Source organism: Escherichia sp. E14S1, from assembly GCF_004211995.1.
In the GTDB taxonomy this organism is placed as follows: domain Bacteria; phylum Pseudomonadota; class Gammaproteobacteria; order Enterobacterales; family Enterobacteriaceae; genus Escherichia.
In genome coordinates, this window is sequence record NZ_RHJQ01000003.1 from 474,479 (window position 1) to 498,954 (window position 24,476).

The window sequence follows — 24,476 nt, forward strand, 5'->3', positions numbered from 1 at the left end:
CTGTTCGCGTTCCGGCTTTTCATCAGCTGTTGCAGTCGTTTCATGAGTGCACTGGATGAGCTTCCAGATCTGGTTGCCAGTGTCTACTTGTGGAAGAGATAAATACAAAAAAGGCCGCAGGCTGTTAACCCTGTGGCCGGTTTCGGGCGCATATTGCCATTACGGCAGCCTGACGCCCGTTTTCACCTTACTTCCGGCTACGCCACCAGCTGACAATCGCTGCGGTAATAATTCCCGCAAGGATCGGTGCTGCCAGGTCGTGCCAGAAAATCACGGCAAACTGCGCGAGCGTCATATAACCGCCTTTTTGTTGTAATGACAACATTTCGCGGCTATTCTTGAATTGTTCTGGTTCAAGATTAGCCCCCGTTCTGTTGTCAGGTTTGACCTCTCAACGTGCGGGGGTTTTCTCTTTCCAGCAACCAATGCCGCCAGGGATAAAGCCCCCACAACATTGCGCCTCACCGGATAACTCCGGCTTGGTGTGGATACTACGGCTCAATTTATATTCACTTCATCCCTGAAATGTGCGCAATGCTGTACGCGTTCCGGCTTTTCATCAGCTGTTGCAGTGGTTTCGTGCAGGTTGTGGTACAGGCTCGCAAATCTGATTAACGATCTGTTCAGGTAGTATGAAGAAATACTATAAGCAGATAATTTTTATTATCTCCTCCGATTTCCGCCATCGGAGGAGATATAAATGTCAGGCAAATATTGTCATTAAATAAGCTGCAAACAGTGCCAGATGCGCCGCGCCGTTGAGCACGTTGGTACGGCCAGTTGAAAATGAAATATGGCACAGTACCAAAGAGGCTACCATTACCACCATCTCTGGTGCGCCCAGAGCAAACTGCAATTCATTACCCGTCATAAAGGCGATAAGCGTTACAACAGGTACGGTAAGCGAAATAGTCGCTAATACCGAGCCAAAGAACAGATTCATCGCGCGCTGGACCTGGTTGCTTAAAACTGCTTTTAACGCGCCTAAACCTTCCGGCGACAGAATCAATAGCGCTACCAGGAAACCGGTAAAGGCCACCGGCGCATTCATGCTGGTGAGCAATGTTTCTAGCGGGCTGGCGTTCATTTTGGTGACCGCAATAACGGCAATTAGATGGATAATTAACCAGATGGCATGCCACAGGCTGCTATGAGCAGACGGTTTGCCATGATGCGGATCGTCATCATCGCTGTCATCTTCATGTTCATAGACAAACAGGCTTTGATGCGTTTTGGTCTGAATCAGCAAAAATACGCCGTACATCGCTGCGGAAATTAATGCCACAAGTAACGCCTGACCGGTCGAAAAATTCGCCGCAGGCAGCGCCATCGGAAATACCAGCACGATTATGGCTAATGGGAACAGAGCAATTAAATACTGTTTAATACCAAACAGATTCATATATTGGGTAGCAAATTTACGGCCACCCAGCAGTAATGAAAAACCAACCAGTCCGCCGGTAACAATCATAATGATTGAATAGAGCGTATCTCGCATTAACGTCGGCGCTGCATCGCCGGTCGCCATTAATGCTGAAATCAAACTGACTTCAAGAATAACGACGGAAAGGCTAAGAATAAGCGAACCGTAAGGTTCACCCAGACGATGGGCTAGTACGTCCGCATGACGGACAACACTAAAAGCACTGCTTAAAATACCAATAAGAGCAAGAAGATTGATGCCAATAACCACTGGTAGTGTTTGACTGCTTCCCCACAGGGACAGCACTACCAGCGCCAGAACCGGGAAAATAAGCGAAGTCTCCTTGTGGCGGGTTTTTACCGCCTCGTGAGCATTTGTCATTATGGTTATCCTTTGCAGATGAATTTGTCGGAAATGTAATAAATAGGCAGGAAAAATAACAGAAAGTGTCAGGATGTCGGTAACATTTTACGAAATTTTACCCCGTAGTCGTTTTTTTACTCTTCGGAGCATAAAAATAAGCTACGTGTTTAGACAATGTTTGTATTCGCGTCTCTTAAGAAGAGTCTGACCTGAGAATTCTTATGTTTTGGCAAGAGGGGATATTGTTGACCACACTTAATGTTCAATTTTAATAAAGGAGTCAACAATGCCGTATAAAACGAAAAGCGACCTGCCGGAAAGCGTAAAACACGTTTTACCCACTCATGCCCAGGATATCTATAAAGAAGCATTCAACAGCGCCTGGGAGCAATATAAAGATAAAGAAGACCGGCGTGATGATGCCAGTCGCGAAGAGACCGCACATAAAGTAACTTGGGCTGCGGTGAAACATGAATATGCCAAAGGCGATGATGATAAATGGCATAAAACATCGTAAAACTCAGCGGCAAGTTAAAGCTATTCGTGCGGTGTTGCCTTGCAAGTGGTCTGTGGATTGCATATTGTCCCAATAGTGGTTTCAAAATGAGCAGTAAAAATGTCCGGAAGACACCAAAAAGTTGTCGCAGGGAAGTATGCAGTGGCGGAGGTGTAAGGTGATAACGCGTGATTTCTTGATGAATGCCGATTGTAAAACGGCATTTGGTGCCATTGAAGAATCACTCTTATGGTCGGCAGAACAACGGGCGGCCTCGCTGGCGGCGACGCTGGCTTGTCGACCTGATGAGGGGCCGGTGTGGATCTTCGGCTATGGATCATTAATGTGGAATCCGGCGCTGGAGTTTACCGAGTCGTGCACCGGTACGCTGGTTGGGTGGCATCGCGCTTTCTGTTTGCGGCTTACTGCCGGGCGGGGAACTGCGCACCAGCCGGGGAGGATGCTTGCACTGAAAGAGGGCGGGCGTACCACGGGCGTTGCGTATCGTCTGCCGGAAGAGTCCCTGGAGCAGGAGCTGACCTTACTGTGGAAGCGTGAGATGATTACTGGCTGCTATCTGCCGTCCTGGTGTCAGCTTCATCTTGACGATGGCCGCACCGTCAATGCGCTGGTGTTCATTATGGACCCGCGTCATCCTGAGTATGAATCCGATACCCGCGCTCAGGTGATTGCCCCGTTGATTGCTGCGGCGAGTGGGCCATTGGGAACCAACGCACAGTACTTGTTTTCCCTGGAACAAGCGCTTAACAAACTGGGGATGCAGGATGACGGGCTGAGTGATTTACTGGTGTCGGTGAAAAAACTTCTGGCGGAAAATTTCCCGGATGGTGTGTTACGGCCCGGGTTTGCCCGATAAAACATTTTAGCAGTGGGGCATCTCTATTATCTTGAGCGCCCCATACTTACGTTAAAATGTGAGCACTTTATCGGCAAGCAGCGTCCATTGCGCCAGTTCTACCAGAGTACCAATTTCCACTCCATCAATCAGTGGAAGTGTGCTGATGCCACGACCATCGGTGCAGGTTTTGCACAATTTCACTGGCACATTTTGCGCCGTGAGGATCTCCAGCATTTGCTGAATGTTATAGCCTTCCCCAGGTTTTTGTCCGCGCAATCCGGCAGTGACCGCATCAGACATCAGGAATAGACGCAGATCCAGGTAGCTTTCCTGCTCTCGTAGCGCAATGGCCAGCCGCAGGCTGTTAAATAAGGATTCGCTCCCGTAGGGGGCGCCATTGGCAACGATCACGATTCTTTGCATTATTTACTCCTGTATTCAGGGAATTAGATGTTCAGTTTCTATCTTACAGCTTGTGTGCTGTCTGACCAATCCGACACATTTTTTAGGATTTGTCATAAAGCATGCAAAAGTACAAGAAAAATTACCAGTAATCGTTATTCTATAAAGCTGTAGCTGTTCATTTTTATTGGAAATTACTGACGTTTTGAGCCGTTTCGTCCCCCGCATTATCGCAATTTGTTTACTCTTGCTGCTGGCAGGCGGTATAGCTAGCGCACAGTCCTCTTTTAAACAGCAAGCGGCAAATCCTTTTGATAACGACAGTGACGGTCTTCCTGACTTAGGAATGGCAGCGGAAAATCATGACGGTGAAAAACATTTTGCTGAAATTGTGAAAGATTTTGGTGAAACCAGTATGACTGATAAAGGCCAGGACACTGGCGAGCAGGCGAGAGCTTTTGCGTTGGGAAAAGTCCGCGATGCGCTTAGCCAGCAGGTCAATCAGCACGTGGAATCCTGGCTATCGCCGTGGGGGAACGCCAGTGTCGACGTCAAAGTGGATAACGAAGGACATTTTACAGGTAGCCGGGGGAGCTGGTTTGTACCGCTACAGGATAACGAACGTTATCTTACATGGAGCCAGATTGGGCTCACTCAGCAGGATGATGGTCTGGTCAGTAACCTTGGCGCAGGCCAACGCTGGGCGCGTGGCAACTGGCTGGTGGGATATAACACTTTTTATGACAACTTGCTGGATCAAAATCTCCAGCGAGCAGGTTTCGGTGCCGAAGCGTGGGGGGAATATTTGCGGTTGTCAGCAAACTATTACCAGCCTTTTGCCTCCTGGCGTGAACAGACCGCCACGCTCGAGCAACGAATGGCGCGTGGTTACGACTTGACGGCCCGGATGCGGATGCCGTTTTACCAGCATATCAACACCAGCGTTAGCCTCGAACAATATTTTGGTCAGAGTGTTGATTTGTTTAACACCGGCACGGGTTATCACAATCCCGTCGCCTTGAGTCTTGGACTAAATTACACACCTGTCCCACTCGTTACAGTAACCGCCCTGCATAAACAGGGGGAAAGTGGAGAAAGGCAAAATAACCTCGGACTGAATATTAACTACCGTTTTGGCGTGCCGCTCAACAAACAGCTTTCTGCTGGCGAAGTTGCTGAAAGCCAGTCGCTACGCGGTAGTCGCTATGACAATCCGCAGCGAAATAATCTGCCGACTATTGAGTATCGGCAGCGTAAAACCTTAACGGTGTTTCTGGCGACACCGCCCTGGGATCTTAAACCTGGTGAAACCGTGCCACTGAAATTACAAATTCGCAGTCATTACGGTATTCGGCAATTGATCTGGCAGGGAGATACGCAGATGTTAAGTCTGACATCGGGAGCGACAGCCAATAGTGCGGATGGCTGGACGTTGATCATGCCGGACTGGCAAAGTGGGGAAGGGGCGAGCAATCAATGGCGATTGTCGGTAGTGGTGGAGGATAACCAGGGGCAGCGTGTCTCCTCCAATGAGATCACGCTAACGCTTGCCGAACCTTTCGACGCAATGTCGAACGACGAACCGATCTGGGAACCGTAATCAGAAAATACGTTCCTGATGCACCCATACCGCAGCTTCTACACGAGATTTGAGCTTCATTTTTTTCAGCATGTGTTTCACATGCACTTTAACCGTGCTTTCAGTGATGTCCAGGCGACGGGCAATCATCTTATTCGGTAAGCCCTGGGCTATTAGTTTTAGAATGTCGCGTTCACGTGGTGTTAACTGGTTAACATCACGCTCAGTCGTAGCGCGGTTAGCGCGCAGGCTGGCGGCCAGAACAGGGGTCAACGCTTCGCTTAAGACCATTTCGCCAGCGGCAGCCTGATGCAATGCTTTCAGTAAATCTTCTGGCTCCATATCTTTTAACAGATAGCCATCTGCACCGCGTTTCAATGCGGTTACCACGTCCTCTTCATGGTTAGAGACGCTGAACACCACAATACGGCCGGAGAGGGACTTTTCGCGCAGTTTATCCAGCGTTTCCAGACCGTTCATGCCGGGCATATTGAGATCTAACAGGATCAGATCGGGATCAAGAGACTCCGCCAGTTCAATACCCTGTTCGCCATTACTCGCTTCGCCAACCACGGTGATATCTGGTGCCATACTAATAAGCTGTTTTACGCCAGTTCGCAGCATCGGGTGATCGTCAATCAGCAGGATAGTAGCCGGTTCCTGATTACTCATGGGTATCTCCTTGGACGTCTGTGAAAGTTTTTTCGGGAATAAAGGTGACCACCACTTCGGTGCCACCTGATTCACGACGGCGGACGCGGCAATCGCCTCGTAAACTTTGCGCACGGTCGCGCATTATTATCATGCCGTAGTGATTGCTGCGGATGGCATTTTCAGGCACGCCGCAGCCATTATCCTGAACGGTCAGTTTTACCTGATTATCGTTTTGCGCCACCGTAACCATCACCTCACTTGCTTGCGAATGTTTGAGGGCGTTACTTAATGCCTCACGGGCAATTTGCAACAGATGGATTGCCTGATGTGAAGGCACCAGACGTGGCGGCAATTGGTAATTCAGCTTCACCGGGAAGCCAAATTTGGCGCTGTACTCTTCGCAGCTCGCCTCCAGTGCGGGACGTAATCCTGGTTCGGTGAGCTGTAAACGAAATGTGGTGAGTAACTCACGCAACTGCGCCCAGGACGCATTCAGTTCGTTACGGATCTGGCTTAACAGTTCGCGGCTGCTTTCTGGCAGCGCGTCGCCTTGCATCTGTAAACAACTTACCTGCATTTTCATGCAAGAGAGCGATTGAGCAATAGAATCATGCAGTTCGCGCGCAATGGTGGCACGCTCTTCCATCACGATCAACTGCTGCTGGCGCTCCTGATGGCGATCCAACGCCAGCGTGGCGGTGAGCTGTTCAACCAGGGTATCCACCAGTTGTTGTTGATCATGGCTAAGATGACGCCCCTGCGGCAGGGTAGCCAGCAAAATACCATACTGCATATGAGAATCCGCTAACCGCCATTTCAACGTAGTGCCGCGATCGCCAACGGGTAAAACGCCGCGTGGGCAGAGATGGCAGCCTTTATCATCGCAAGTCATATCTGGCTGACAGGTGAACTCCTGATGGTTCTCTTCATCTTCCGTGTCATATACCCGTAGTTCGATATCACGCAACAAGGTTAAATTTTGCAGACCGTTAAGCACAGGCGACAGGCGTTCACACAGCGGAGCGCGGGAATGCAAACGGCGGTTGGCCTGCCACAAAAAAGAGAGAATCTGATTTTTATGCTCCAGTCCGGCAGTTTTCTCCTGTACCCGCTGCTCAAGCACGGCATAACTTTCCGCCAGTTCAGCAGACATATTGTTCAGTGCAGTCCCCAACATCGCCATCTCGTTTCGTCCGCTGATATTCGCTCTCTTACTAAAATCGCGATGACTGACAGCGCTGGCCATTGCCAGTAATTGTCGCCACGGTTGAAGCAAACGCGCTCGCAGCCAGATAATGGTAAACACCAGTAAAAGCGCCATAAAGACCGCCATTACCCGGTGGACCAGCACAACTGTCTCAATACGCGTTTCGGTGGTGCGATCGAAACCAGAAACCAGCTTATCAAGCCCGGCAACAAACTGGCTGACGTCTGCCGACACCGTTTCGCGGTTTTGTGCACGCAACAGCGCAGGAATCAATTCATTGCGCCAGTAATCCTGTAGCCCCTGTAATTGCGCCAGTTGCCCGTCTCGTTCTGCCGCACGAGTTAACTCGGTGCTAAATGCCGTTTGTTCCATCTCTTTGATTAAGGGCTTGTCATTCTCGCTTAATGGCACAGCCGCCAGCAGACGGTAACTTTGCATGCGCAGCGATCCCGCTTTGTTGATCGCATGGGCGCTGCCCTGAACGCCTTGCACCAGCCAGCCAGAAACTGCCATCCCCGCCAGTCCAATGGCGGTAGAAAGCAAAACAATCAGCGCAACCTGATTAACCAGGGTGAGCGGAGAGAGACAACGTTTAAGCATATAAACCTCTTCCTTCAGGCTTTGAATGAGCAATAACCTTAATGAATGTGACGATACATTCTGGAATGGCAGTATTCTCGGCTATTGGCTGAAGTATACCCATACCCGGAAAGAGTTACTCCTTATTTGCCGTGTGGTTAGTCGCTTTACGTCAGTAAGGGTAGGGATTTTACAGTGTCGTGAAAAATCTCAAAATTTTTATGAAATCTCTGTACTCACTATGGGTAATGATAAATATCAATGATAGATAAAGTTATATTGTCGTTTGATTTACATCAAATTGCCTTTGGCTACAGACACTAAGGTGGCAGACATCGAAACGAGTATCAGAGGTGTCTATGAGTCACTCATCCGCCCCCGAAAGGGCTACTGGAGCAGTCATTACAGATTGGCGACCGGAAGATCCTGCGTTCTGGCAACAACGCGGTCAACGCATCGCCAGCCGTAACCTGTGGATTTCCGTTCCCTGCCTGCTTCTGGCGTTTTGCGTATGGATGTTATTCAGTGCCGTTGCGGTGAACCTACCGAAAGTCGGCTTTAATTTTACGACCGATCAGCTATTTATGCTGACTGCGCTACCTTCAGTTTCTGGCGCATTATTACGTGTTCCATACTCCTTTATGGTTCCAATCTTCGGTGGTCGTCGCTGGACGGCATTCAGCACCGGTATTCTGATTATTCCTTGCGTCTGGCTGGGTTTTGCCGTTCAGGATACCTCCACGCCTTATAGCGTCTTCATCATCATCTCTCTGCTGTGCGGCTTTGCTGGCGCGAACTTCGCCTCCAGTATGGCAAACATCAGCTTCTTCTTTCCGAAGCAGAAGCAGGGTGGCGCGCTGGGCCTGAATGGTGGTCTGGGCAACATGGGTGTCAGCGTCATGCAGCTGGTTGCTCCGCTGGTGGTATCACTGTCAATTTTTGCTGCATTTGGTAGCCAGGGTGTAACACAGCCTGATGGCACCGAGCTGTATCTGGCGAACGCGTCTTGGGTATGGGTGCCGTTCCTCGCCATCTTCACCATCGCGGCATGGTTTGGCATGAACGACCTTGCTACCTCGAAAGCCTCCATCAAGGAGCAGTTACCGGTACTCAAACGTGGGCATCTGTGGATTATGAGTCTGCTGTATCTGGCAACCTTCGGCTCCTTCATCGGTTTCTCTGCGGGCTTTGCCATGTTGTCAAAAACGCAGTTCCCGGACGTGCAGATTCTGCACTACGCCTTCTTCGGACCGTTTATTGGCGCACTGGCGCGTTCTGCTGGTGGTGCATTGTCTGACCGTCTTGGCGGTACCCGTGTCACGCTGGTGAACTTCGTGCTGATGGCGATTTTCAGTGGCTTGCTGTTCCTCACCTTACCGACTGACGGGCAGGGCGGAAGCTTCATGGCGTTTTTCGCGGTCTTCCTGGCGCTGTTCCTGACAGCTGGGCTGGGTAGTGGTTCCACTTTCCAGATGATTTCCGTGATCTTCCGTAAACTGACGATGGATCGTGTGAAAGCAGAAGGGGGTTCTGACGAACGTGCTATGCGTGAAGCGGCAACCGACACAGCGGCGGCGCTGGGTTTCATCTCTGCGATTGGCGCTATCGGTGGCTTCTTTATCCCGAAAGCGTTCGGTAGCTCACTGGCATTAACGGGTTCGCCAGTCGGTGCAATGAAAGTATTTTTGATTTTCTATATCGCCTGCGTGGTGATTACTTGGGCGGTATACGGTCGGCATTCTAAAAAATAAATCGTTACTCGTCATACTTCGGGTTACATGTGCTGCGGCTGCGTTCATTCACTCCAGTCACTTACTTTAGTAAGCTCCTGGGATTCATTCACTTGCCGCCTTCCTGTAACTCGAATTATATAGAGTAAAATATTTGATTATCCTTTGCGCGGCGTAATGTCGCGCTTTTTTTATTTGTCATTTAGTTACAACATATTTTTAGGGCGATAATTATTTTCAATTGCGTCAATTAAGCACCATTAATATGTCATCCATGGGGGATACTCCTTAATACCCACCTGTATAAAAATCCGAAATGTATAAATGTGAGATAGCATAAAAACCATTAATTTACAGTCTGTTAGATATAAATTATTAATTACCCTTAAGGAGTATCTTAGGAATTTACTTTATTTTTCATCCCCACCACTCTTGATCGTTATCAATTCCCACGTTGTTTCAGAGCGTTACCTTGCCTTTAAACATTAGCAATGTCGATTTATCAGAGAGCCGACAGGCTCCCACAGGAGAAAACCGATGAGTAAATTCCTGGACCGGTTTCGCTACTTCAAACAGAAGGGCGAAACCTTTGCCGATGGGCATGGCCAGCTTCTCAATACCAACCGTGACTGGGAGGATGGATATCGCCAGCGTTGGCAGCATGACAAAATCGTCCGCTCTACCCACGGGGTAAACTGCACCGGCTCCTGTAGCTGGAAAATCTACGTTAAAAACGGTCTGGTGACCTGGGAAACCCAGCAGACTGACTATCCGCGCACCCGTCCGGACCTGCCAAACCATGAACCTCGCGGTTGCCCACGCGGTGCCAGCTACTCCTGGTATCTCTATAGCGCCAACCGCCTGAAATACCCAATGATGCGCAAACGCCTGATGAAAATGTGGCGTGAAGCGAAGGCGCTGCATAGCGATCCGGTTGAGGCATGGGCTTCTATCATTGAAGACGCCGATAAAGCGAAAAGCTTTAAGCAGGCGCGTGGACGCGGTGGTTTTGTTCGTTCCTCCTGGCAGGAAGTGAACGAACTGATCGCCGCCTCTAACGTTTACACCATCAAAAACTACGGCCCGGACCGTGTCGCTGGCTTCTCGCCAATTCCGGCAATGTCGATGGTTTCTTACGCATCGGGTGCGCGCTATCTCTCGCTGATTGGCGGTACTTGCTTGAGCTTCTACGACTGGTACTGCGACCTGCCTCCTGCGTCTCCGCAAACCTGGGGCGAGCAAACTGACGTTCCGGAATCCGCTGACTGGTACAACTCCAGCTACATCATCGCCTGGGGTTCAAACGTGCCGCAGACGCGTACCCCGGATGCTCACTTCTTTACTGAAGTGCGTTACAAAGGCACCAAAACTGTTGCCGTAACGCCGGACTACGCTGAAATCGCCAAATTGTGCGATCTTTGGCTGGCACCGAAACAAGGCACCGATGCGGCAATGGCGCTGGCGATGGGCCACGTAATGCTGCGTGAATTCCACCTCGACAATCCAAGCCAGTATTTCACCGACTATGTGCGTCGCTACACCGACATGCCGATGCTGGTGATGCTGGAAGAGCGCGACGGTTACTACGCTGCGGGTCGTATGCTGCGCGCTGCCGATCTGGTGGATGCGCTGGGCCAGGAAAACAATCCGGAATGGAAAACGGTCGCCTTTAATACCAATGGCGAAATGGTTGCGCCGAACGGTTCTATTGGCTTCCGCTGGGGCGAGAAGGGCAAATGGAATCTTGAACAGCGCGACGGTAAAACCGGCGAAGAAACCGAGCTGCAACTGAGTCTGCTGGGTAGCCAGGATGAGATCGCTGAAGTGGGCTTCCCGTATTTTGGCGGCGACGGCACGGAACACTTCAACAAAGTGGAGCTGGAAAACATTCTGCTGCACAAACTGCCGGTAAAACGCCTGCAATTGGCCGACGGTAGCACCGCTCTGGTGACCACCGTTTATGATCTGACGCTGGCAAACTACGGTCTGGAACGCGGTCTGAACGACGTTAACTGCGCAACCAGCTACGACGATGTGAAAGCTTACACTCCGGCGTGGGCCGAGCAGATCACTGGCGTTTCTCGCAGCCAGATTATCCGTATTGCCCGTGAATTTGCTGATAACGCTGACAAGACGCACGGTCGTTCGATGATTATCGTCGGTGCGGGTCTGAACCACTGGTACCACCTCGATATGAACTACCGTGGTCTGATCAACATGCTGATTTTCTGCGGCTGTATTGGTCAGAGCGGCGGCGGCTGGGCGCACTACGTAGGTCAGGAAAAACTGCGTCCGCAAACTGGCTGGCAGCCGCTGGCGTTTGCCCTTGACTGGCAGCGTCCGGCGCGTCACATGAACAGCACCTCTTACTTCTATAACCACTCCAGCCAGTGGCGTTATGAAACCGTGACTGCGGAAGAGCTGCTGTCGCCGATGGCGGATAAATCCCGCTACACCGGACATCTGATCGACTTCAACGTTCGTGCGGAACGCATGGGCTGGCTGCCGTCTGCACCGCAGTTAGGCACTAACCCGCTGACTATCGCTCGCGAAGCAGAAAAAGCCGGGATGAATCCGGTGGATTACACCGTGAAATCCCTGAAAGACGGTTCCATCCGTTTTGCGGCTGAACAACCAGAAAACGGTAAAAACCACCCGCGTAACCTGTTCATCTGGCGTTCTAACCTGCTCGGTTCTTCCGGTAAAGGTCATGAGTTTATGCTCAAGTACCTGCTGGGGACAGAACACGGTATCCAGGGTAAAGATCTGGGGCAGCAGGGCGGCGTGAAGCCGGAAGAAGTGGACTGGCAGGACAACGGTCTGGAAGGCAAGCTGGATCTGGTGGTGACGCTGGACTTCCGTCTGTCGAGCACCTGTCTCTATTCCGACATCATTTTGCCGACGGCGACCTGGTACGAAAAAGACGACATGAATACTTCGGATATGCATCCGTTTATTCACCCGCTGTCTGCGGCGGTCGATCCGGCCTGGGAAGCGAAAAGTGACTGGGAAATCTACAAAGCCATCGCCAAGAAATTCTCCGAAGTGTGCGTCGGTCATCTGGGTAAAGAAACCGACATCGTCACGCTGCCGATCCAGCACGACTCTGCCGCTGAACTGGCGCAGCCGCTGGATGTGAAAGACTGGAAAAAAGGCGAATGCGACCTGATCCCCGGTAAAACTGCACCGCACATTATGGTCGTAGAGCGCGATTATCCGGCAACTTACGAACGCTTTACCTCAATCGGTCCGTTGATGGAGAAAATCGGTAACGGTGGTAAAGGGATTGCCTGGAACACCCAGAGCGAGATGGATCTGCTGCGTAAGCTCAACTACACCAAAGCGGAAGGTCCGGCGAAAGGCCAGCCGATGCTGAACACCGCCATTGATGCGGCAGAGATGATCCTGACGCTGGCACCGGAAACCAACGGTCAGGTAGCCGTGAAAGCCTGGGCTGCCCTGAGCGAATTTACCGGTCGTGACCATACGCATCTGGCGCTGAATAAAGAAGACGAGAAGATCCGCTTCCGCGATATTCAGGCACAACCGCGCAAAATTATCTCCAGCCCGACCTGGTCTGGTCTGGAAGATGAACACGTTTCTTACAACGCCGGTTACACCAACGTTCACGAGCTGATCCCGTGGCGCACGCTCTCTGGTCGTCAGCAGCTTTATCAGGATCATCAGTGGATGCGTGATTTCGGTGAAAGCCTGCTGGTTTATCGTCCGCCGATTGACACCCGTTCGGTGAAAGAAGTGATGGGCCAGAAATCCAACGGTAATCCGGAAAAAGCGCTCAACTTCCTGACGCCGCACCAGAAGTGGGGGATCCACTCCACCTATAGCGACAACCTGCTGATGCTGACTTTAGGTCGCGGTGGTCCGGTGGTCTGGCTGAGTGAAGCCGATGCCAAAGATCTGGGTATCGCCGATAACGACTGGATTGAAGTCTTCAACAGCAACGGTGCACTGACTGCCCGTGCGGTTGTCAGCCAGCGTGTTCCGGCAGGGATGACCATGATGTACCACGCGCAGGAACGTATCGTTAACCTGCCTGGTTCGGAAATTACCCAACAGCGTGGTGGTATCCATAACTCGGTCACCCGTATCACGCCGAAACCGACGCATATGATCGGAGGCTATGCCCATCTGGCATACGGCTTTAACTACTACGGCACTGTAGGTTCTAACCGCGATGAGTTTGTTGTAGTGCGTAAGATGAAGAACATTGACTGGTTAGATGGCGAAGGCAATGACCAGGTACAGGAGAGCGTAAAATGAAAATTCGTTCACAAGTCGGCATGGTGCTGAATCTCGATAAGTGCATCGGCTGCCACACCTGTTCAGTTACCTGTAAAAACGTCTGGACCAGCCGCGAAGGCGTGGAATACGCGTGGTTCAACAACGTGGAAACCAAGCCGGGCCAGGGCTTCCCGACTGACTGGGAAAACCAGGAAAAATACAAAGGCGGCTGGATCCGTAAAATCAACGGCAAACTGCAACCGCGCATGGGTAACCGCGCCATGCTGCTGGGTAAAATCTTTGCTAACCCGCATTTGCCGGGTATCGACGATTATTACGAGCCGTTTGATTTTGACTATCAGAACCTGCATACCGCGCCGGAAGGCAGCAAATCGCAGCCGATTGCCCGTCCGCGTTCGCTGATTACCGGCGAACGGATGGCGAAAATCGAAAAAGGGCCGAACTGGGAAGATGACCTGGGCGGCGAGTTTGACAAACTGGCGAAAGACAAGAACTTCGACAACATCCAGAAGGCGATGTATAGCCAGTTCGAAAACACCTTCATGATGTATTTGCCGCGCCTGTGCGAACACTGCCTGAACCCGGCATGTGTGGCGACCTGCCCGAGCGGTGCGATTTACAAGCGTGAAGAAGATGGCATCGTCCTGATCGATCAGGACAAATGCCGTGGTTGGCGTATGTGCATCACCGGATGCCCATACAAAAAAATCTACTTCAACTGGAAGAGCGGTAAGTCTGAGAAGTGCATCTTCTGCTATCCGCGTATTGAAGCCGGTCAGCCGACGGTGTGTTCAGAAACCTGTGTCGGTCGTATCCGTTATCTCGGCGTGCTGCTGTACGATGCGGACGCCATTGAACGTGCGGCCAGCACCGAGAACGAAAAAGATCTCTACCAGCGTCAGCTGGACGTGTTCCTCGATCCGAACGATCCGAAGGTCATCGAGCAGGCGATTAAAGATGGTATCCCGCTGAGCGTTATTGAAGCTGCGCAGCAGTCGCCGGTTTATAAAATGGCGATGGAATGGAAACTGGCGCTGCCGCTGCATCCGGAATATCGCACCTTGCCGATGGTCTGGTACGTGCCGCCTCTGTCTCCGATTCAGTCTGCGGCAGACGCTGGCGAGTTGGGCAGCAACGGCATTTTGCCAGACGTCGAAAGCCTGCGTATCCCGGTACAGTATCTGGCGAACCTGCTGACCGCAGGCGACACCCAACCGGTACTGCGTGCGCTGAAACGCATGCTGGCGATGCGTCATTACAAACGTGCTGAAACCGTTGACGGTAAAGTTGATACCCGTGCGCTGGAAGAGGTCGGTCTGACCGAAGCCCAGGCGCAGGAAATGTATCGTTATCTGGCGATTGCTAACTACGAAGATCGCTTTGTGGTGCCGAGCAGTCATCGTGAACTGGCGCGGGAAGCCTTCCCGGAGAAAAATGGCTGCGGCTTTACCTTTGGTGACGGCTGCCACGGTTCAGATACCAAATTCAATCTGTTCAACAGCCGTCGTATCGATGCCATCGATGTGACCAGCAAAACGGAGCCGCATCCATGATCGAACTCGTGATTGTATCGCGTCTCCTTGAATATCCGGATGCTGCCTTATGGCAGCATCAACAGGAGATGTTCGAGGCGATTGCCGCGTCGGAAAATTTGTCGAAAGAAGATGCCCATGCGCTGGGCATTTTCCTGCGCGATTTAACGGCGATGGATCTGCTGGATGCCCAGGCGCAGTACAGCGAACTGTTCGACCGTGGTCGCGCCACGTCACTGTTGCTATTCGAACATGTTCACGGTGAATCCCGCGATCGTGGTCAGGCAATGGTTGACCTGTTGGCGCAGTACGAGCAGCACGGCTTGCAGTTAAACAGCCGCGAATTGCCGGACCATCTGCCGCTGTATCTGGAATATCTGGCGCAGCTGCCGCAAAGCGAAGCCGTGGAAGGTTTGAAAGATATCGCGCCGATTCTGGCATTGCTGAGCGCGCGTCTGCAACAGCGTGAAAGCCGTTATGCAGTGCTGTTTGATCTGCTGCTGAAACTGGCGAATACCGCTATCGACAGCGACAAAGTGGCGGAAAAAATTGCCGATGAAGCGCGCGACGATACGCCGCAGGCGCTGGATGCTGTCTGGGAAGAAGAGCAGGTTAAATTCTTTGCTGACAAAGGCTGCGGTGATTCGGCAATCACTGCTCATCAGCGTCGCTTTGCCGGTGCCGTCGCGCCGCAATATCTGAATATCACCACCGGAGGACAGCACTAATGCAATTCCTGAATATGTTCTTCTTTGACATCTACCCGTACATTGCCGGGGCGGTCTTCCTGATTGGTAGTTGGCTGCGCTATGACTACGGGCAGTACACCTGGCGCGCGGCATCCAGCCAGATGCTGGACCGTAAAGGAATGAACCTGGCGTCGAACCTGTTCCATATCGGCATTCTGGGGATTTTCGTCGGCCACTTCTTCGGTATGCTGACGCCGCACTGGATGTATGAAGCGTGGTTGCCGATCGAAGTGAAACAAAAAATGGCGATGTTTGCTGGTGGTGCCAGCGGCGTGCTGTGTCTGATTGGCGGCGTGCTGTTGCTGAAGCGCCGCCTGTTCAGCCCTCGCGTGCGTGCAACCACTACCGGAGCGGATATCCTGATCCTGTCGCTGCTCGTTATCCAGTGCGCGCTGGGCCTGCTGACCATTCCGTTCTCCGCTCAGCATATGGACGGTAGCGAGATGATGAAACTGGTTGGCTGGGCGCAGTCGGTAGTGACCTTCCACGGTGGCGCTTCTCAACATCTTGATGGTGTCGCGTTTATCTTCCGTCTGCACCTGGTGCTGGGGATGACGTTATTCCTGCTGTTCCCGTTCTCGCGTCTGGTGCACATCTGGAGCGTACCGGTGGAGTATCTGACACGTAAGTATCAGCTGGTGCGCGCTCGCCACTAAGCACGACATAGTGCCTGATGCGCTGCGCTTATCAGGCCTACAGAGTCGTACAATTCATTGATATTACGTGATATGTATGCCGGATAAGGCGTTCACGCCGCATCCGGCATAACGTAACGCACGTTGTCAGCCTGCTGAAATCATCAGTTACACATTGTCGATATTTCAGATTGTAGAGAAACGAACCTCATCTATATGATTGGCCCACCTATGGAGCAGTGAAGGAGCACTGACCGTGGATCAACCTAATCACTCGACGATCTCTGCGGCATTAAAAATAATCGCCACGGGGATCGCCTTACCACCTGATAAAATTACCTCTCAACAACTGGATGTTCAGTTAAATAAACCTGCGGGCTACGTTGAGCGACGTTCCGGCATTTGCTGGCGCTATTTTGCCAGCAACGACGCCAGCCAGGCCGAACTGGCGGCAGAAGCGTTGCATAATGCGTTAGCATCGGCTGCCTTAAAACCTTCTGATATTGATCTGTTAATTTGTGCGTCAGCCATTGCCGTACAGGCATTACCCTGCAGCGCAATTCATATTCTTAAAGCCGCTGCTATGCCCGCAGGCGTTGCCGGATTTGATATCAACTGTAGCTGTGTCAGCTTTATTTCCGCTCTGGAAGTTGCTGCCGGATTATTAAACTGTGGAGCATATCGGCGCATTGCTATCGTCTCGGCAGATATTGCTTCACGCGGCATCGACTGGAATCATGAAGAGTCGTCACTCATTTTTGGTGATGGCGCGGCGTGCGCGATTGTCGAGCGGGGCGATGGTCGCAGCGGGATTATCGCCAGCCTGATCGAAATGTATCCCGAAGGCAGCGAGCTGTGTGAAATTCGTGCGGGCGGCACGCGGCGTAATCCTCGTTCTGGTGTGAGTGACAGCGACTTTCTTTTTCATATGCAGGGGAAACCGCTGTTTCGTTTTGCCTCTTCACTTATTGAAGATTATTTTTCGCGCTTACTGCAAAAAAGCGGCCTGCAACTGGCTGATATCGTTACGGTCGTTCCGCATCAGGCTAGTCATCTTTCCCTTGAACATATGCGTAAACGGCTGCGAGTGCCGGAATCTGCGCTTATTGATGTCTACCGCTTCTACGGCAATCAGGTTGCTGCGTCTATACCCACAGCGCTGCATGAAGCGGTAATTAGCGGTCGTTTTACTGCGGATAAACCTGCGCTGTTGATTGGCACGGCGGCGGGGTTAACGCTGGCTGGCATGGTGCTTTTACCGTGAAGATCCTCGTAACAGGGGCGACCAGCGGCCTCGGGCGAAATGCCGTGCAATATTTGTTGCAATCGGGTGTGTCGGTTGTAGCAACAGGGCGAAATCGTGAGATTGGCAAAGTTCTCGCAAGCGCAGGTGCACAGTTTGTGGCTCTCGATTTAACCGAGGCAACTGAGGATGACTGCGCCCGCTTGATGGAGGGTTGCGATGCCGTCTGGCACTGTGCGGCAAAGTCTTCGCCCTGGGGCGACAAAACGGCGTTCTGGCTTGCCAATGTCAAAGCGACCCACACCCTGGCACAGGCGGCAGGCAGGCTGAACATTCCCCGGTTTATCCATATCTCCACGCCTGCGGTTTACTTTGATTTTCAACATCACTATGACCTGCAAGAAACCTGTCTTGCGCGAGCATTTTCCAGTCATTACGCCTGCAGTAAATATGCCGCTGAACAGGCTATTGCTGGCGCTGTTTCTCGATATCCTGCCACGACGTTTATTCTTTTGCGTCCCCGTGGTTTGTTTGGTCCTCATGACCAGGTAATTGTTCCTCGTCTGATGCAGCAACTGCAACAGGGGCGCGGCAGCTTGCGTTTGCCGCGCGGGGGGGAAGCGTTATTGGATCTCACTTTCGTGCAAAACGTGGTGTATGCCATGCAACTGGCAACGCAAGTTGAAGGCTTATGCTCAGGCAGTATTTACAACATCAGCAATCATCAGCCGCAGAAATTATCTGTAATGCTTGACGCCTTGCTGCGCCAACAACTGGGATTGAGCTACCGAATTGCTACCGTTCCCTGGCCATTGCTTTCTCTGGTCGCGCGCGGCCTGGAGCTGTACGGGAAATGCGTTAATCAGGAACCTGTTATCACACGTTACAGCGCCGGAACACTCTGTTTTGATATGACGCTGAGTGCGCAAAAGGCCATTACAGAGTTGGGATATCACCCGCGCTTTTCGATGGAGCAAGGTATTGCAATCACGGGACAATGGTTGAGGGAACATGGCAAATATAACCGCATTTGAAACGGGCTGGTGTACCCATATTAGCTGTATTGCGCTGAAAGGGGCTGGGCTTAAAGTGTGTAAATTCCCCGCCCGCGCCTGGCTGCTGGAAGTGGGGGAGAAACGCTGGCTGTGGGACACCGGCTATTCTTCGTGGTTTGAACATTACACGAAATCCGGCGTATTTCGTCTTTATCGCCAGGTCACGCCGGTTTATTTTGATCCGCAACAGGCGCTGGTGCGGCAACTTTCCGCACACGGACTGGCGGCAAAAGATGTTGATGCGATTATTCTGTCGCATTTTCACGCCGATCATATTGCTGGCCTGCGCGATTTCCCTGAAGTCGCCTGTATCTGTTCCGGTGAAGGCTGGCAGCAGGTAAGAACGCTGCGTGGCATAGCCGCACTGCGTCAGGCCTTTGTACCAGGGTTGATCCCGGAGAATTTTGAATCCTCACTGCGTTTTATTGAAAGTTTCGCATCGGTGAATATGCCTCCTGAACTGGCACCGTTTGAGAGTGGCTATTTGCTGCCAGAAAGCAATGGCGAAATTATCCTCGTGCCGCTTCCCGGACATGCTGGCGGACATATCGGTGCGTTTGTGCAAACAGACGATGGCTGGACTTTACTGGCTGGGGATGCGGCATGGGCACCAGCTAACTACCGCGAACTGCGCGGGCCTTCACCACTGGCGCATCTGGTTATGTCCGACAGCCGCGCCTACTACCGCACGCTTGGGCAATTACATCAGCTTTGGCAAAACGGCGCAGTGGACATTCGGTTGTGCCACGAGGGGGATTTATGATCCCTTTGGCTTTACTCTGGCGCTACTTTCGTACCCGCAGGCTGCATTTCACCGATCGCCAGGCGCTGGAATACTGGCAGGCAAAAAGGCTGCATTCGTTCCGGCAAAATGTCTTATCTAAAAGCCCGTGGTTTCAGCGTTATCTGGCGTTGCCGTTTAACCAGTGGCCGTTGATGGACAAAGCATTAATGATGACGCATTTCGATGAGATGAATACCGCGGGTTTAAAGCGCGACGAGCTTCTCGCCTGTGCAATGCGCAGTGAGCAGAGTCGTGATTTCAAACCCAGCGTGGGCAAGTTTAGCGTTGGGCTTTCATCAGGTACATCCGGGCGTCGTGGACTTTTCGTGGTTAGCCCGCACGAACAACAGATTTGGGCCGCCGGTGTGCTGGCAAAAGTGTTGCCCGACGGTTTATTTGCCAGAGAGCGGGTGGCACTGTTTTTGCGCGCGGACAACAACCTCTATCAAAGCGTGAATAACCGCTGGTTAAGTCTCGACTTTTACGATCTGCTGGCGCCATTTCAGGCGCAACTCAAACAACTGGAACAGCGAGCGCCCACGATTATTGTCGCGCCAGCTCAGGTATTACGCGCACTGGCGCTGGCGGTGATTGCCGGAGAGCTAACGCTAAAGGTCAAAAAAGTGATTTCGGTGGCGGAAGTTCTGGAGCCGCAGGATCGGGAATTACTGCGAAGCGTGTTCAACAATGTGGGCGAAATCTATCAGGCGACAGAAGGCTTTCTCGCCTCTACCTGCCGGTGTGGCACGTTACATCTCAACGAAGAATTTGTTCACATTGAACCGCAATGGCTGGATGAGCACCGTTTCGTGCCGATCGTCACAGACTTTACCCGCACCACGCAGCCGGTGGTGCGTTATCGACTTGATGATGTGCTGGTGGCAAGCGAACAGCCATGCCCTTGTGGCAGTGCGACAATGGCGATTGCGCGTATCGAAGGGCGGCAGGACGATCAACTGCAACTGCCGACAAGATCTGGCGATATTCAGACCGTATTTGCCGATGCCTGTAGTCGGGTGCTGGCGATGACGCTGCCGCTAACCGCTGATTATCGCCTGCTACAAACCGGGGCAGCACGGCTGACGCTAATAGCAGATTGTGAGCTGTGGATGCTGGAGCATTGCCGGGAGGCGTTGAATGCCTTGTTTATACGCCAGGATATCGCAGTCGGGCAATTAATTTGGTCGCTGGAATCGCAAACGGTGCCCGTCGCTTTTGCTGCCAAGCGGCGGCGGATTGTGCGTCAGTGGGGGCGTGAATGAGCAATCTACCGCTACGCCTGAAACAGATGCTGCTTGGCTGGGGAACCGTTGGGGTTATCTACAACTTTAGCGACTCCCTGCAAGGTGAGGGATATCAATTAACCCCTTCAGTAATTGATAACATGATTGCGTTTTCGCCCTCAGCCGTGTGGCTATATCTCTCGTTTTTTTTAATTGTGCCGTTAGGTTATTTATCCACGCCACTTTGCCACCTGCGCTGGCTTGTCCGCGCAATGCAACTTTCGGCGCTGGTGGCAGGCGTGTTTTATCTACTCTGGCCCACAACCATGCAATATCCCGCGTTTGCTCAGTCGGGGATATCTGCGGGGGCTCTAAATGGGCTGATCGCCATTGACTCAAGTCAGAACTGTTTTCCCTCCTTACACGCCGCGCTCACGCTGTTGGCGGTATGGGCAATTGCCAAAAAGGGGAGCCGTTGGCTAACACTAATGAGCGTGGTTTGGGCGATAGCTATCGCCTTTTCGATTCTGCAATTACGCAGACATTTATTTATCGATTTAGTAGGCGGCGCGTTGCTGGCGTCGATTTGCGGTTGGATATGCGCAACATGCGAGAAAAGGAAGACGCAATATGAGTGATTTACTGTTTCCCATCATATCGATGGTGCTGTTGGTGTTAGCCGAAGCGGGCGTGTTGCAATTCACCGGGCGGCAAAAAGTGGACTGGCTGGACGTTATTTTTAATATCAACTCCGGTCATATGATGCTGTGGTTATTTCGCTGCCTGGAAGTGCTCTGCTATGGCCTGCTGGTCAATCACTTCAGCCTTGGACTGTTTGATAATGCGCCGGTGATCCTGCTGTGGCTGTTTACTATCCTTGCGTGGGATTTCGGCTTTTACTGGCTGCATCGCTGGCATCACGAAATGCGCCCGCTGTGGGCGGTACATGTGGTGCATCATCAGGGTGAACACTACAACCTGTCATTAGGCGTGCGGAACTCGTGGTATTCCTCGTTAACCTCAATCCCGTTTTTTATGCTGCTGGCGATGCTTGGTGTGCCATTGCAGGTCTTTTTGGCGGTTTCTATTATTCACTATGGTTGGCAATTTTTTAACCATAACGCGCTAACGCCGAAACTGGGTTGGCTGGAAAAAGTGCTGATCACGCCTTCGCATCATCGCGTCCATCATCTGAATGAAAAGCAATATGCCGATACCAATTACGGTGGCACCTTTTTGTTGTGGGATAAACTTTTCGGTTCCTGGAGTGCCGGGCCGGATCATGACGTGGCCTATGGCGTAAAAAATAGCCGCTTGTCCTGTAACCCGATGCGCGAGAGTAACCTGCCGTTTTTACGCTTAATGGGCTTTCGCTCATTTGGCAAAGCGATTGAACGTCGTTACCAAAGTTCCGCGTGGGCAGTGGGGGCAGGGGTGATTCTGCTGTTTATGCTGGTGCTTGGCTACATTCAACAATATGGCTATGGCATCGAGTTTATTACCAGTGAGCAAGCCGTATTATTTGTTTTACTGGTGGCAGGCTCCATTGCGCTGGGGGGCATGAGCGACGGGCAGCGTTGGGGTATGATTTTGTGGTGCTCTGTGACGTTGTCACTGCTCTATTTTATTCTATATATGTGTTCGTGGAGCACTCTGCTCTGGAAGGGATTAGCGGGCATTTTGCTGGCCCATTGCGTGTTATTCCTAATCGGTGTAGGACGTAAGTCGCTAAGGAAACACTATGAACCTGTTTAAGCCCGACAGGTTAATCATTTTTCCTGCTGATGATCCGCAACTGGTGAAACAGTTGCAGAATGGCACGAAATCGTACCTCGCAAAAGCAGGCGATCATCGTTATGCCGACGGCTGGGCATTCACCAAAATGGCGGCACTGATTATTGCCTGTCTGTGCTGTTATGCACTGGCGTTGTCTCAAAGCCAGTGGGGGCTGTATCTGTTGTGGTATCTGGCGATGATGTTTTGCGCCATGCTGTTAGCGGTCAATGTGGTGCATGACGCGTCGCATGATGCGTTTTTGCGCGGTAAAAAGGCCAATGCGTGGCTTAACCGGTGGGTTGCAATTCCTATGGGGCTTGATCCGGACTGTTGGCGGGTGCGCCACGTTCGCTTTCATCACGGCTTTACCAATATTGAATTTTACGATCCGGATACTGCAGAAAATGGCATTCTTCGCCAGACTCCGTGGCAGCAGTGGCGACCTTTTATGCGCCAGCAACATCGCTACTGGCCGCTGGTCGCCGCGCTCACCTTTCCCTGGTATATCTGGGTGGTGGACTGGCTCGATCGCGCCGGGTTTACGCCGGTAACACGGCACCTGGCCCTGCGAGGTTTTGCTGGCTGGGGATATTTCTTAGCTGGGAAACTGGCGCATTGTGCGCTCTGTCTGATACTTCCCTGGCTACTGTCTGAATTTGGTTTTATGACCATCGTGCTGACTTATCTGCTTAGCCAGCTGCTGGCGTCATTGATCTTTGTGATGTTGATTATCGGAACGCACTGGGCGAAGGGGCATACGCAGTTACCGCCAGAAGAGGGCAAAATGGCCGTGGGCCGGCTGGCGCATACCTTCGCCACTACCTTTGACTGGACGCCGCAACCTGCATGGCTTGGCTACTGGCTGGGCGGAATTAATTTGCATCTTACCCATCATCTTTTTCCTCACTGGCATCATCGCCATTATCCAGCGTTAAGCCGCATTATCGCGCAAATTGCCAGCCAGCAAGGTCTGGATTATCAGTTATTGACGTTAGCGGATTTGCTGAGGCTACAGCAGCAGTTTTTACGGCGAATGGGGGAGGCGCAGATAGATTGAGAAACGAATTAAGAGATGGTGGTGGGGGAAGGATTACTCAGCGCTGCGCGCTTCGCCCTTCGCCCTTCGGGTCGTTGCCTGCGGCAACGCTCTCTCGCTGATGCTCGAGTCGAACCTTGGTCGAAGCTTCTCATCCTTCCCCGTATGGGCAGAATATGAAACGATATCGATAAGCTTGAAATGAGTTTTATCAGGAAGTGATGGTGGTGGAGGAAGGATTACTCAGCGCTGCGCGCTTCGCCCTTCGGGTCGTTGCCTGCGGCAACGCTCTCTCGCTGACGCTCGAGTCGAACCTTAGTCGAAGGTTCTCATCCTTCCCCGTATGGGCAGAATATGAAACGATATCGATAAGCTTGAAATGAGTTTTTATCAGGAAGTGATGGTGGTGGGGGAAGGATTACTCAGCGCTGCGCGCTTCGCCCTTCGGGTCGTTGCCTGCGGCAACGCTCTCTCGCTGACGCTCGAGTCGAACCTTGGTCGAAGCTTCTCATCCTTCCCCGCATGGGCAGAATATGAAACGATATCGATATGTTTGAAATGAGTTTTTATCAGGAAGTGATGGTGGTGGGGGAAGGATTACTCAGCGCTGCACGCTTCGCCCTTCGGGTCGTTGCCTGCGGCAACGCTCTCTCGCTGGCGCTCGAGTCGAACCTTAGTCGAAGCTTCTCGTCCTTCCCCGTATGGGCAGAATATTCAGTTACGGATTCGTGTGGGAATTCAGGGATTATTGAAAGTAATGGTGGTGGGGGAAGGATTCGAACCTTAGTCGAAGCTTCTCGTCCTTCCCCGTATGGGCAGAATATTCAGTTACGGATTCGTGTGGGAATTCAGGGATTATTGAAAGTAATGGTGGTGGGGGAAGGATTC

General features: G+C 51.9%; 20 protein-coding genes and 4 other RNA genes. 15 read left to right on the forward strand and 9 right to left on the reverse strand.

What is annotated here, in order from left to right:
* Positions 1-187: 187 nt before the first annotated feature.
* Together D9734_RS04590 and chaA are read right to left on the reverse strand one after the other, a co-directional pair.
* Positions 188-295, reverse strand: coding sequence for a type I toxin-antitoxin system toxin Ldr family protein (locus tag D9734_RS04590; RefSeq protein ID WP_064528728.1), 108 nt, complete (start codon positions 293-295; stop codon positions 188-190).
* A 408-nt stretch (positions 296-703) separates the two neighbouring features.
* Positions 704-1,804: a sodium-potassium/proton antiporter ChaA gene (gene chaA / locus D9734_RS04595; RefSeq protein WP_064528732.1), complete on the reverse strand. Its 1,101-nt coding sequence runs from the start codon at positions 1,802-1,804 to the stop codon at positions 704-706.
* Positions 1,805-2,072: 268 nt separating this feature from the next.
* Between chaA and chaB the strand changes: the two genes are divergently transcribed.
* A complete protein-coding gene (gene chaB, locus D9734_RS04600) occupies positions 2,073-2,303 on the forward strand; it encodes a putative cation transport regulator ChaB (RefSeq protein ID WP_130205679.1) in 231 nt (76 codons plus the stop codon).
* Between the two features lie 157 nt (positions 2,304-2,460).
* The gene (gene chaC / locus D9734_RS04605; RefSeq protein WP_130205681.1) at positions 2,461-3,159 is read left to right on the forward strand and encodes a glutathione-specific gamma-glutamylcyclotransferase; all 699 of its coding nucleotides are present in this window, start codon (positions 2,461-2,463) and stop codon (positions 3,157-3,159) included.
* Positions 3,160-3,210: 51 nt separating this feature from the next.
* On the opposite strand, the gene ychN is transcribed toward chaC, so the two are convergent.
* A complete protein-coding gene (ychN, locus tag D9734_RS04610) occupies positions 3,211-3,564 on the reverse strand; it encodes a DsrE/F sulfur relay family protein YchN (RefSeq protein WP_064528737.1) in 354 nt (117 codons plus the stop codon).
* 184 nt (positions 3,565-3,748) lie between these two features.
* Between ychN and D9734_RS04615 the strand changes: the two genes are divergently transcribed.
* Positions 3,749-5,143: a YchO/YchP family invasin gene (locus tag D9734_RS04615; RefSeq protein WP_130205683.1), complete on the forward strand. Its 1,395-nt coding sequence runs from the start codon at positions 3,749-3,751 to the stop codon at positions 5,141-5,143.
* Here D9734_RS04615 and narL read toward each other — a convergent pair whose 3' ends face one another.
* Positions 5,144-5,794, reverse strand: coding sequence for a two-component system response regulator NarL (narL, locus tag D9734_RS04620; protein WP_000070491.1), 651 nt, complete (start codon positions 5,792-5,794; stop codon positions 5,144-5,146).
* Positions 5,787-7,583, reverse strand: coding sequence for a nitrate/nitrite two-component system sensor histidine kinase NarX (narX, locus tag D9734_RS04625; RefSeq protein ID WP_130205685.1), 1,797 nt, complete (start codon positions 7,581-7,583; stop codon positions 5,787-5,789). The genes narL and narX overlap by 8 nt, the downstream gene beginning before the upstream one ends.
* 338 nt (positions 7,584-7,921) lie before the next feature.
* On the opposite strand from narX, the gene narK reads away from it, so the two are divergent.
* The 12 genes from narK to D9734_RS04685 all read left to right on the forward strand — a co-directional run bounded on the left by narK (position 7,922) and on the right by D9734_RS04685 (position 23,609).
* Entirely contained in the window at positions 7,922-9,313 is a 1,392-nt protein-coding gene (narK, locus tag D9734_RS04630) for a nitrate transporter NarK (protein WP_130205687.1), read from the forward strand.
* Positions 9,314-9,829: 516 nt separating this feature from the next.
* Positions 9,830-13,573, forward strand: coding sequence for a nitrate reductase subunit alpha (locus tag D9734_RS04635; RefSeq protein ID WP_130205689.1), 3,744 nt, complete (start codon positions 9,830-9,832; stop codon positions 13,571-13,573).
* Complete coding sequence (gene narH / locus D9734_RS04640) at positions 13,570-15,108, forward strand: nitrate reductase subunit beta (RefSeq protein WP_046082940.1); 1,539 nt, start codon at positions 13,570-13,572, stop codon at positions 15,106-15,108. Before D9734_RS04635 ends, narH begins: the two co-directional genes overlap by 4 nt.
* Positions 15,105-15,815 carry a nitrate reductase molybdenum cofactor assembly chaperone gene (gene narJ, locus D9734_RS04645; protein WP_130205691.1) on the forward strand — a complete coding sequence of 237 codons (711 nt, stop codon included), beginning with the start codon at positions 15,105-15,107 and terminating at the stop codon, positions 15,813-15,815. Before narH ends, narJ begins: the two co-directional genes overlap by 4 nt.
* Entirely contained in the window at positions 15,815-16,492 is a 678-nt protein-coding gene (narI, locus tag D9734_RS04650) for a respiratory nitrate reductase subunit gamma (RefSeq protein ID WP_001160110.1), read from the forward strand. Before narJ ends, narI begins: the two co-directional genes overlap by 1 nt.
* A 235-nt stretch (positions 16,493-16,727) precedes the next feature.
* Complete coding sequence (locus D9734_RS04655) at positions 16,728-17,735, forward strand: 3-oxoacyl-[acyl-carrier-protein] synthase III C-terminal domain-containing protein (RefSeq protein WP_130205693.1); 1,008 nt, start codon at positions 16,728-16,730, stop codon at positions 17,733-17,735.
* Entirely contained in the window at positions 17,732-18,748 is a 1,017-nt protein-coding gene (locus D9734_RS04660) for an NAD(P)-dependent oxidoreductase (RefSeq protein ID WP_130205695.1), read from the forward strand. Before D9734_RS04655 ends, D9734_RS04660 begins: the two co-directional genes overlap by 4 nt.
* The gene (locus D9734_RS04665) at positions 18,726-19,532 is read left to right on the forward strand and encodes an MBL fold metallo-hydrolase (RefSeq protein ID WP_130205697.1); all 807 of its coding nucleotides are present in this window, start codon (positions 18,726-18,728) and stop codon (positions 19,530-19,532) included. Before D9734_RS04660 ends, D9734_RS04665 begins: the two co-directional genes overlap by 23 nt.
* A complete protein-coding gene (locus D9734_RS04670; protein WP_130205699.1) occupies positions 19,529-20,815 on the forward strand; it encodes a F390 synthetase-related protein in 1,287 nt (428 codons plus the stop codon). Before D9734_RS04665 ends, D9734_RS04670 begins: the two co-directional genes overlap by 4 nt.
* Complete coding sequence (locus tag D9734_RS04675) at positions 20,812-21,414, forward strand: phosphatase PAP2 family protein (protein WP_130205701.1); 603 nt, start codon at positions 20,812-20,814, stop codon at positions 21,412-21,414. Before D9734_RS04670 ends, D9734_RS04675 begins: the two co-directional genes overlap by 4 nt.
* Positions 21,407-22,531, forward strand: a complete 1,125-nt coding sequence (locus D9734_RS04680; RefSeq protein ID WP_130205703.1) for a sterol desaturase family protein — start codon at positions 21,407-21,409, stop codon at positions 22,529-22,531. The genes D9734_RS04675 and D9734_RS04680 overlap by 8 nt, the downstream gene beginning before the upstream one ends.
* Entirely contained in the window at positions 22,518-23,609 is a 1,092-nt protein-coding gene (locus tag D9734_RS04685) for an acyl-CoA desaturase (RefSeq protein WP_130205705.1), read from the forward strand. Before D9734_RS04680 ends, D9734_RS04685 begins: the two co-directional genes overlap by 14 nt.
* A gap of 16 nt (positions 23,610-23,625) precedes the next feature.
* Here D9734_RS04685 and D9734_RS04690 read toward each other — a convergent pair.
* The 4 genes from D9734_RS04690 to D9734_RS04705 form a co-directional block, all read right to left on the reverse strand.
* A non-coding RNA gene (locus tag D9734_RS04690) (RtT sRNA) lies at positions 23,626-23,764 on the reverse strand.
* 46 nt (positions 23,765-23,810) lie between these two features.
* Positions 23,811-23,942: non-coding RNA, RtT sRNA (locus tag D9734_RS04695), on the reverse strand.
* A 47-nt stretch (positions 23,943-23,989) separates the two neighbouring features.
* Positions 23,990-24,121: non-coding RNA, RtT sRNA (locus D9734_RS04700), on the reverse strand.
* 47 nt (positions 24,122-24,168) lie between these two features.
* Positions 24,169-24,300, reverse strand: a non-coding RNA gene (locus D9734_RS04705) — RtT sRNA.
* Positions 24,301-24,476: the final 176 nt, after the last annotated feature.

What these genes read in the sequence shown, in the direction of transcription:
- ychN (WP_064528737.1), bottom strand. Translation starts at nt 3,564, where the DNA reads ATGCAAAGAATCGTGATCGTTGCCAATGGCGCCCCCTACGGGAGCGAA.
- D9734_RS04665 (WP_130205697.1), top strand. Translation starts at nt 18,726, where the DNA reads ATGGCAAATATAACCGCATTTGAAACGGGCTGGTGTACCCATATTAGC.
- narK (WP_130205687.1), top strand. Translation starts at nt 7,922, where the DNA reads ATGAGTCACTCATCCGCCCCCGAAAGGGCTACTGGAGCAGTCATTACA.
- D9734_RS04635 (WP_130205689.1), top strand. Translation starts at nt 9,830, where the DNA reads ATGAGTAAATTCCTGGACCGGTTTCGCTACTTCAAACAGAAGGGCGAA.
- D9734_RS04680 (WP_130205703.1), top strand. Translation starts at nt 21,407, where the DNA reads ATGAGTGATTTACTGTTTCCCATCATATCGATGGTGCTGTTGGTGTTA.
- narI (WP_001160110.1), top strand. Translation starts at nt 15,815, where the DNA reads ATGCAATTCCTGAATATGTTCTTCTTTGACATCTACCCGTACATTGCC.
- narJ (WP_130205691.1), top strand. Translation starts at nt 15,105, where the DNA reads ATGATCGAACTCGTGATTGTATCGCGTCTCCTTGAATATCCGGATGCT.
- narH (WP_046082940.1), top strand. Translation starts at nt 13,570, where the DNA reads ATGAAAATTCGTTCACAAGTCGGCATGGTGCTGAATCTCGATAAGTGC.
- chaA (WP_064528732.1), bottom strand. Translation starts at nt 1,804, where the DNA reads ATGACAAATGCTCACGAGGCGGTAAAAACCCGCCACAAGGAGACTTCG.
- D9734_RS04675 (WP_130205701.1), top strand. Translation starts at nt 20,812, where the DNA reads ATGAGCAATCTACCGCTACGCCTGAAACAGATGCTGCTTGGCTGGGGA.
- narL (WP_000070491.1), bottom strand. Translation starts at nt 5,794, where the DNA reads ATGAGTAATCAGGAACCGGCTACTATCCTGCTGATTGACGATCACCCG.
- D9734_RS04670 (WP_130205699.1), top strand. Translation starts at nt 19,529, where the DNA reads ATGATCCCTTTGGCTTTACTCTGGCGCTACTTTCGTACCCGCAGGCTG.
- narX (WP_130205685.1), bottom strand. Translation starts at nt 7,583, where the DNA reads ATGCTTAAACGTTGTCTCTCTCCGCTCACCCTGGTTAATCAGGTTGCG.
- chaB (WP_130205679.1), top strand. Translation starts at nt 2,073, where the DNA reads ATGCCGTATAAAACGAAAAGCGACCTGCCGGAAAGCGTAAAACACGTT.
- D9734_RS04590 (WP_064528728.1), bottom strand. Translation starts at nt 295, where the DNA reads ATGACGCTCGCGCAGTTTGCCGTGATTTTCTGGCACGACCTGGCAGCA.
- D9734_RS04685 (WP_130205705.1), top strand. Translation starts at nt 22,518, where the DNA reads ATGAACCTGTTTAAGCCCGACAGGTTAATCATTTTTCCTGCTGATGAT.